The 7,764-nt window shown below is 70.1% G+C and carries 7 protein-coding genes; 3 read left to right on the forward strand and 4 right to left on the reverse strand.

Annotation, left to right across the window (positions count from 1 at the left end; genetic code table 11):
• Positions 1–43 precede the first annotated feature (43 nt).
• Positions 44–2,869, forward strand: a complete 2,826-nt coding sequence (locus tag ABDK56_RS09330) for a M16 family metallopeptidase (protein WP_349807989.1) — start codon at positions 44–46, stop codon at positions 2,867–2,869.
• 346 nt (positions 2,870–3,215) lie between these two features.
• On the opposite strand, the gene ABDK56_RS09335 is transcribed toward ABDK56_RS09330, so the two are convergent.
• Together ABDK56_RS09335 and purE are read right to left on the reverse strand one after the other, a co-directional pair.
• Positions 3,216–4,280 carry a 5-(carboxyamino)imidazole ribonucleotide synthase gene (locus ABDK56_RS09335; protein WP_349807990.1) on the reverse strand — a complete coding sequence of 355 codons (1,065 nt, stop codon included), beginning with the start codon at positions 4,278–4,280 and terminating at the stop codon, positions 3,216–3,218.
• A complete protein-coding gene (purE, locus tag ABDK56_RS09340) occupies positions 4,277–4,732 on the reverse strand; it encodes a 5-(carboxyamino)imidazole ribonucleotide mutase (RefSeq protein ID WP_349808144.1) in 456 nt (151 codons plus the stop codon). Before purE ends, ABDK56_RS09335 begins: the two co-directional genes overlap by 4 nt.
• A gap of 179 nt (positions 4,733–4,911) precedes the next feature.
• On the opposite strand from purE, the gene ABDK56_RS09345 reads away from it, so the two are divergent.
• A complete protein-coding gene (locus ABDK56_RS09345) occupies positions 4,912–5,490 on the forward strand; it encodes a GGDEF domain-containing protein (RefSeq protein ID WP_349807991.1) in 579 nt (192 codons plus the stop codon).
• Between the two features lie 4 nt (positions 5,491–5,494).
• On the opposite strand, the gene gpmA is transcribed toward ABDK56_RS09345, so the two are convergent.
• Together gpmA and ABDK56_RS09355 are read right to left on the reverse strand one after the other, a co-directional pair.
• Entirely contained in the window at positions 5,495–6,181 is a 687-nt protein-coding gene (gene gpmA / locus ABDK56_RS09350) for a 2,3-diphosphoglycerate-dependent phosphoglycerate mutase (protein WP_349807992.1), read from the reverse strand.
• Positions 6,181–7,347, reverse strand: a complete 1,167-nt coding sequence (locus tag ABDK56_RS09355) for a M14 family metallopeptidase (RefSeq protein WP_349807993.1) — start codon at positions 7,345–7,347, stop codon at positions 6,181–6,183. Before ABDK56_RS09355 ends, gpmA begins: the two co-directional genes overlap by 1 nt.
• A 176-nt stretch (positions 7,348–7,523) precedes the next feature.
• Here ABDK56_RS09355 and ykgO point away from each other — a divergent pair, with 176 nt between their 5' ends.
• Positions 7,524–7,649, forward strand: a complete 126-nt coding sequence (gene ykgO, locus ABDK56_RS09360) for a type B 50S ribosomal protein L36 (RefSeq protein ID WP_006833921.1) — start codon at positions 7,524–7,526, stop codon at positions 7,647–7,649.
• The last annotated feature ends 115 nt before the right edge of the window (positions 7,650–7,764 follow it).

The following is a 7,764-nucleotide window of genomic DNA, read 5'->3' on the forward strand; positions in this document are numbered from 1 at the left end:
AACGCGCGGCCTAGTCTCCCCGGCGATCGGAGGGACTATTTCCATGACCAAGCGTACCTTGATGCTCCTGCTGTCGGCGAGCCTGCTGACCCCCGTCGCCGCGATCGCCGCCGCGCCGCAACCGGCCGCGGTCGCGAGCCTCGACCAGCCGCCCGCGCCGCTGTCCTCGCTCGCCCGCTCGGTCGCGCTGCCGCATACCGAGTTCAAGCTGCCCAACGGCCTCACCGTTCTGGTCCACGAGGACCATAAGGCGCCGGTCGTCGCGTTCAGCGTATGGTACGGGGTCGGCTCGACCAACGAGCCCGCGCGCAAGACCGGCTTCGCCCACCTCTACGAGCATCTGATGTTTTACGGGTCGGACAATCTGCGCGAAAACATCCTCGGCTGGCTCGAGAAGACCGGCGCGACCGACTGGAACGGCACCACCTGGTACGACCGCACCAACTATTTCGAGACGGTACCCAAGAGCGCGCTTGAAAAAGTGCTGTTCATGGAAAGCGACCGCATGGGGTACCTCCTGCCCGCGATCGACCAGAAACGGCTCGACCTGCAGCGCGGGGTCGTCCAGAACGAGAAGCGGCAGGGCGACAATGCGCCCGGCGGGCTGATCGAATATGCCGAGCTGGAGAATCTCTTCCCCGCCGGCCACCCGTTCCACCACACCACGATCGGCTCGATGGCCGACCTCGACGCCGCCAGCCTGGCCGACGTCAAGCGCTGGTTCCTCGACCATTATGCGCCCAACAACGCGGTGGTCAGCCTCGCCGGCGACATCACCCCGGCCGAGGCGCGGACGCTGATGACCAAATATTTCGGCGCGATTCCCGCCGGGCCGAAGGTCAAGCCGGTGATCGCCCCGATCCCGACGCTGCCCGCGGCCAGGCGGATCGTGATGAAGGACCGCGTCGCGGCGGTCACCATCCACAAATATTGGGCGGTCCCCGGCTACCAGTCGAACGAGCTCGAACCGCTCGACGTCGGCGTGTCGGTGCTCGGCGGGCTCGGTAGCTCGAAGCTCGACAAGACGCTGGTGCGCGACGAGAAGATCGCCGTGTCGGTCAGCGCCGGGATCGAACCGCACCAGAAGCTCAGCCTGCTCGAGGTCAGCGCGACGGTGAAGCCGGGCACCGACCCCGCGCTGGTCGAAAAGCGGCTCGACGAGGTGGTCGCCGCCTACATCGCCAACGGCCCCACCGCCGACGACGTCCGCCGCGCCGTGACCAGCGAGGTCGGCGACCAGATCCGCGCGCTCGAAAAGGTCGGCGGGTTCAGCGGCCAGGCGGGCACGCTGGCCGAAGGCAAGCTGTTCACCGGCAGCTCGGATTATTACAAGGCCTCGCTCGCCCGTTACGCCGCCGCCACCCCCGCGCAGGTGCGCGGCGAGGTCGCCAAGTGGATGGGCCGCCCCGCGCTGACCATCGTCATGGAGCCGGGCGAGCGCCCGCCCTACGACGAGGCCAAGCCGGTCGCCGCCCCGCGCAGCGCGGCCGCCGACATCCCGGTCGCCTCGGTCAAGCGGACCATGCCCCCCGCCGGCCCGGCCCCCGCGCTGGTCTTCCCGCAGGTCCAGCACGTCCGGCTGTCGAACGGGATCGCGGTCGATTATGCGCAGCGCACCGCCGCGCCGCTGACCCAGATGGCGCTGATGTTCGATGCCGGGGTCGCCGCCGACGCGCCGACCGGCCGCGGCCTCCAGAACATGACCGTCTCGCTGCTCGACGAAGGCGCCGGCGGCATGACGTCGCAGCAGATCGCCGAGGCGAAGGAGCGGCTCGGCGCGTCGATCGGCGCGGCGGGCTCGTCCGACGACACCACCGTGACGCTTTCGGCGCTGAGCGCCAACCTCGCCCCGTCGCTGGCGCTGGTGCGGACGCTGGTCGAGCGGCCCGACTTCAACCCGTCGGACATCGACCGGGTGCGGAGCCAGCTGCTGACCGGGATCGCGCAGGCCAAGACCGACCCCGGCTCGATCGCGCGCCGCGCGCTCCCCGCGCTGCTCTATGGCGAGGCGAGCCCCTACGGCGGCTCGGCGCTCGGCGACGAGGCGGCGGTCAAGGGCTTCACCCGCGCCGACCTGATGGCGTTCAAGGACCGCTGGCTCCGGCCCGACAAGGCGCGGCTGTTCGTCGTGTCGGACGAGCCGCTGGCCAAGATCCTGCCGCTGCTCGACGCCGCCTTCGGCCATTGGCAGGCGCCCGCGACCCCCGCCGGGGTCAAGCAGTTCGGGCCGATGCCCGCCGCACCGGCGGCGCCGCGGATCGTGCTGATCGACCGGCCGGGCTCGCCCCAGTCGGTGATCCTCGGCGGGCAGCTGACCCCGGTCGACCCGCGCGGCGACACCATCCCGGTGATGGCGGCGAGCGACGTGTTCGGCGGGATGGCGAGCTCGCGCCTCAACCTCGACCTGCGCGAACAGAAGAGCTGGTCGTACGGGGCGGGCGGCGGCCTTCGGATGCAGGCCAACGCGGTGCCCTACCTCGTCTCCGCCCCGGTCCAGGCCGACCGCACCGGCGAATCGATTGCGGAGATCGTCAGCCAGCTCAACGGGATGAACGGCGGCACCCCGATCACCGCCGCCGAACTGTCGCAGGCGGTGGCGAACAACGTCGACGGGCTGCCCGGCCAGTTCGAAACCGGCGCGGCGGTGCTGTCGGCGATGATCGGCAACGCCCAGTTCGGCCGCCCGGACAATTATTACGAGACGTTCGGGCCCAAGTTCCGCGCGCTCACCCCGGCGCAGGCCGATGCCGCGTTCAAGGCGGCGATCCGCCCGACCGGCTTCACCTTCGTCGTCGTCGGCGACGCGAAGACGGTCAAGCCGCAGCTCGACAAGCTGGGGTATAATGTGGAGGTGCAGCAGCCGCGCTGAGGGCCGCCGAGCGCAAGCCCGAAGAGGCGCGTGCGCCTCGCCGGGCTTGCGCGTAGAGCCGGCCCGAGCCGGCCGGCCTGCGCGAAGCGACAGGACCGACGTCACGGGATTTATTCCCGTGACGGCCTGTGTCGGTGGGAGGTCTCTCTTGGGCAGCGCTGCGGGTCACGGGGAGTAAATCCCCGTGACGTCGGTCGTGTCGCGCGGCGCGGCTTCGGCCGCTTGCGCGCACGCCGACCTCCGCTCCCTTTCCAACGGCGCTTCGCGCCGCCAGAACCTTGGGTCGCTCCGCCGGGGCTCGCCGTCTCTTCGCGTAACGCGCGACGTGCGATGCGCGTCGGCGGCGTTACGCTCGGCGGCTCACTCTCGTCACATGCCCCATCTTTCGCCCGTCGCGCGCTTCGCCTTTCCCGTAGAGGTGCAGGTGCGCGCCCGGTTCGGCGATCAGCGCCGGCCACGCCTCGACGTCGCGGCCGATGAGGTTGTCCATCACCACTCGCGCGCCGGTCAGCCCGGTCGGGCCGAGCGGGAGTCCGCAGATCGCGCGGACATGCTGTTCGAACTGCGAGGTCTCGGCCCCCTCGATCGTCCAGTGGCCGCTGTTATGGACGCGCGGGGCGAACTCGTTGACCAGCGGCCCGTCGGCGCAGGCGAAGAACTCGATGGTGATCACCCCGACATGGTCGAGCGCGGCGGCGATCCCGGTGGCGAGCCGCACCGCCTCGGCCTCGTGGGGCGCGACCAGCGGGCCGGCGGGCACGATGCTGTGGCGCAGGATTCCGTCGCGATGCTCGTTGCGCGGGACGGGGAAGGCGGCGGTCGCGCCGTCGGGCCCGCGCCCGACGATCACCGAGAATTCGGCGTCGAACGCGACCTTCGCCTCGGCCACCGCCGGCTGGCGGCCGATCGCCTCATGCGCCGTCTCGGCCTCGTCGGCGGCGGACAGCCACGCCTGCCCCTTGCCGTCATAGCCCATCCGCCGGGTCTTCAGCAGCACCGGTCCGCCCAGCGCTTCGAAGGCGGCGCGCGCGTCGGCGGCGCTGTCGACCGTCCGCCACGGCGCGACCCGCGCCCCAGCGCTCTCGAGGAAAGCCTTTTCCTCGGCGCGGTCCTGCGACACTTCCAGGCTGCGCCGCGACGGGCGGATCGCCGCGTCGATCACCCCCAAAGGCGCGCTCGGCAGATTCTCGAACTCGTAGGTGACCACCGCGCAGTCGGCGGCGAACGCCTTCAGCGCGGCCTGGTCGTCAAACGCGGCGCGGGTGTGCTTTGCGGCGACCTCGGCCGCGCAGGGCGCCTCGTGCGGGTCGAAGACGTGGCAGCGATAGCCGAGCTGGGCGGCGGCGATCGCCAGCATCCGCCCGAGCTGGCCGCCCCCGACGATGCCGATCGTCGCGCCCGGTTCGATCATTCGGGCGCCTCGGGCACGCTGTCGGTCTGCGCCGCGCGCCACGCCTTGAGCCGCCCGGCCAGCGCCTCGTCGTGGGTCGCCAGCATCGCCGCGCCGAGCAGCGCCGCGTTGATCGCCCCCGCCTTGCCGATCGCGAGCGTCCCCACCGGGATTCCGGCGGGCATCTGGACGATCGACAGCAGGCTATCCATGCCCTTGAGCGCCTTCGATTCGACCGGAACGCCGAGCACCGGCAGCTCGGTCATCGACGCCGCCATGCCCGGCAGGTGCGCCGCGCCGCCCGCGCCGGCGATGATCAGCTTGAGCCCGCGCGCCGCCGCGCCCGCGGCATAGTCGTAGAGCCGCCTGGGGGTGCGGTGCGCCGAGACCACCTTGACCTCGTGCGCGATACCGAGCGCGTCGAGCGTCTCGGCGGCGTGGCGCATCGTCTCCCAGTCGGAGGTGCTGCCCATGATGATGCCGATGTCGCTCAATCGCCGGTTCCCGCAAGCTCGCCAGAGCGTGCGGTTGCTAGCGTCCCCGTCGAACCGGCGCAATCAGGGACTGGCGCAATCCGGGACAGGCGCGTGGAATCGGCTCAACATTGATCCAGGTTTAGGATATAGCCCCGGTCCTGGGGTTGAGAATCACGATGCACGACGTGGCTTTGGAGGATCGCGCGCCCGGCGCCCTGCTCGAGGAGATCGCCGCGCTCAAGGCGGAGGTCGCCGCGCTTCGGCAGCGCGTCGGCGAGCTCGACGCGCTCGCCTGCCAAGACGTGCTGGTCCCCGCCGCCAACCGGCGCGGGATGATGCGCGAGCTCGACAAGCTGATCGCCCGCCACGCGCGCTTCGGCGAGCCGGCGGCGGTGCTGTTCGTCGATCTCGACGGGCTCAAGCAGGTCAACGACCGCTACGGCCATTCGGGCGGCGACGCGGCGCTGGTCCATGTCTGCGAACAGCTTCGCGACGGCACGCGCGCGACCGACACGGTGGCGCGGCTCGGCGGGGATGAGTTCTGCGTCCTGCTCGACCATGCCGACCAGGCGACCGCGATGGCCACCGCCGAGCGGCTGATCGAGGCGATCGCGGGGGACGACTTCCTGTTCGAAGGCAAGCCGATGCCGCTGTCGGTGGCGATCGGCGCGACGATGATCGAGCCCGGCGACACCCCCCAGTCGGTCCTCGCCCGCGCCGACCAGGCGATGTACCGGGTAAAGTCGGCGGCGTGAGCCTTTAGCGTTCGCTCGCGTAGTAGCGCGCGGTCGGCTTCAGCGCGTCGTCGAGCTCGTAGACGATCGGCTGCCCGGTCGGGATCTCCAGCTCGACGATCTCGTCGTCGGGGATCGCCGAAAGGTGCTTTTCCAGCGCGCGGAGCGAATTGCCGTGCGCGGCGACGATCACCCGCTCGCCCGCCTTCAGCGCCGGGACGATCGCCGCCTCATAATAGGGCAGCACCCGCGCGATCGTGTCCTTCAGGCTCTCGGTCTGGGGGATCGCGATCCCCGCGTAGCGCCGGTCGCCGGCCAGCTGGTAGGGGCTGTCGGCGTCGAGCGGGGGCGGGGGGATGTCGAAGCTGCGCCGCCAGATCTTGACCTGCTCGGCGCCGACCTTGTCGATCGTCTCCTGCTTGTTGAGTCCGGTCAGCCCGCCATAGTGGCGCTCGTTGAGCAGCCAGCTCTTCTCGACCGGAAGCCACAGCCGCTTCATTTCCTCGAGCACGAGGTTGAGCGTCCTGTTCGCCCGCGTCAGCACCGAGGTGAAGCAGCGGTCGATGTCATGCCCCTTGTCGGCCAGCAGCCGCCCCGCCGCGCGCGCCTCGGCGACCCCGGTGTCGGTCAGGTCGACGTCCCACCAGCCGGTGAAACGGTTCTCGAGGTTCCACTGCGACTGGCCGTGGCGGAGGAGGATCAGCGTCGGCATCAGGCGTCGACGCTCGCGCGCGCCGGCTTGTCGGCGCGCGCGCGCTCCAGCTCGGGCAGGATCATGTGCAGCGCGTCGAGGCACGCCCCGGCGAGATATTTCGACCGCTCCGGGCTCCACCCGTAAACCGGGTCCGGCAGGTCGAAATTGTCCTTGAACGGCATTTCGAGCGTCATCGACACGCAGCCGTAGCGCTCGGCCAGCTGGGTGGTCGACATGCTCATGTTCGCCTGCCCGGGCGCGGCGAGCTCGTAGCCCTGCCGCGTCTGGAAATCGGGCGAGACCTTCTCGAGCGTCTTGCTGAACAGGTCGAACAGCCGCGACTGCCGCTCGGTCAGCGAGGGGATGCCCTCGAACCCGGCGAGGAAGTTGGCGGGGATCGCCTCGTCGCCGTGGACGTCCATCGCGAAATCGACCCCGGTTTCGTCCATCCGGTTGCGCACGACCAGCACTTCGGGGCTCTTGTCGGCGCTCGGCGCGTGCCATTCGCGGTTGAGGTTGACGCCGACCGCGTTGGTCCTGAGGTGCCCGCGGCGCGACCCGTCGGGGTTCATGTTGGGAACGACGTGGAAGGTGCAGGCGGTGCGCAGCGCGCGCGCGACCGGGTCGTCGGGATCGGTCAGCTTCTCGAGCGCGCCTTCCATCCACCATTCGGCCATCGTCTCGCCCGGGTGCTGGCGGGCGTAGAGCCAGCAGGTCAGCTTGCCCTCGCCGATCGTCAGGCAGTCGATGTCCTGCCCGTCGAGCGACTTGCCGAGCGAGCGATAGTCGACCCCCGGAAGCGCGGCGACGGTCGAGACGAGGTCGTGGTGCCGCTCCATCGAATAGGGCGCGAAATAGGCGATCCACACGCAGTCGGTCTCGGGCACCAGCCTGATCGTCAGCACCTTGCCGTCGAAGCGGGTGTCCTGCACCCGGGTCCAGTCCTCGCGGTCGAGCGACACGCACGCCTTGTAGTCGGGCCAGCCATCGGGATAGGCCGACCCGGCGCAGTTGGTGATCTTCAGCGTCACCTCGCGCCCGCCCGCGCCGGCGAGGCGGAAGTGGAACCACTGGTAGAAGTCGCTCATGTGATCGGTGACGATCTCCAGCGTGGCGGTGTCGCCGTCGATGCCGGTGACGCGGATGTTGCCCGCGTCGAACGCGCTGGAAATGGTAATGCTCATGACGCCCCTACTCGTCGGCCAAGGATGGCGCGGCCATAGTCGCGCCGCCCGCGAACGGCAAACCCCCTCCTGCCCCTCCTTCGTGCCTTGACTCGCGCGCCCTCGCTCCGTAGGGGGACCGCCGGTCTTCGGACCGTCCAATTCAGACAATCAGACGAAGGCAGGCGTTTTCGGCCATGAAGATTCGCAATTCACTCAAGTCGCTCAAGTCGCGTCACCGCGATTGCCGGGTGATTCGCCGTCGCGGCCGGACCTACGTCATCAACAAGACGAACCGCCGTTTTAAGGCGAGGCAGGGCTAACGTCCTAAAGGACGCTGGACGCCGGGACCATCCGGGCTGAGCCACCGACCCGCGAAAGCCGCCGCCGGGATGCCGGGGGCGGCTTTAGCGCGTCCGGCGGATCGACAGCCGCCGT

Origin of the sequence: Sphingomonas sp. ASV193, from assembly GCF_040203355.1 — a bacterium.
GTDB lineage: Bacteria > Pseudomonadota > Alphaproteobacteria > Sphingomonadales > Sphingomonadaceae > Sphingomicrobium.

Excerpts from the sequence above, each read along its gene's own strand:
- ABDK56_RS09345 (WP_349807991.1), top strand. The coding sequence starts at position 4,912 with ATGCACGACGTGGCTTTGGAGGATCGCGCGCCCGGCGCCCTGCTCGAG.
- ABDK56_RS09335 (WP_349807990.1), bottom strand. The coding sequence starts at position 4,280 with ATGATCGAACCGGGCGCGACGATCGGCATCGTCGGGGGCGGCCAGCTC.
- ABDK56_RS09355 (WP_349807993.1), bottom strand. The coding sequence starts at position 7,347 with ATGAGCATTACCATTTCCAGCGCGTTCGACGCGGGCAACATCCGCGTC.
- ABDK56_RS09330 (WP_349807989.1), top strand. The coding sequence starts at position 44 with ATGACCAAGCGTACCTTGATGCTCCTGCTGTCGGCGAGCCTGCTGACC.
- gpmA (WP_349807992.1), bottom strand. The coding sequence starts at position 6,181 with ATGCCGACGCTGATCCTCCTCCGCCACGGCCAGTCGCAGTGGAACCTC.
- ykgO (WP_006833921.1), top strand. The coding sequence starts at position 7,524 with ATGAAGATTCGCAATTCACTCAAGTCGCTCAAGTCGCGTCACCGCGAT.
- purE (WP_349808144.1), bottom strand. The coding sequence starts at position 4,732 with ATGGGCAGCACCTCCGACTGGGAGACGATGCGCCACGCCGCCGAGACG.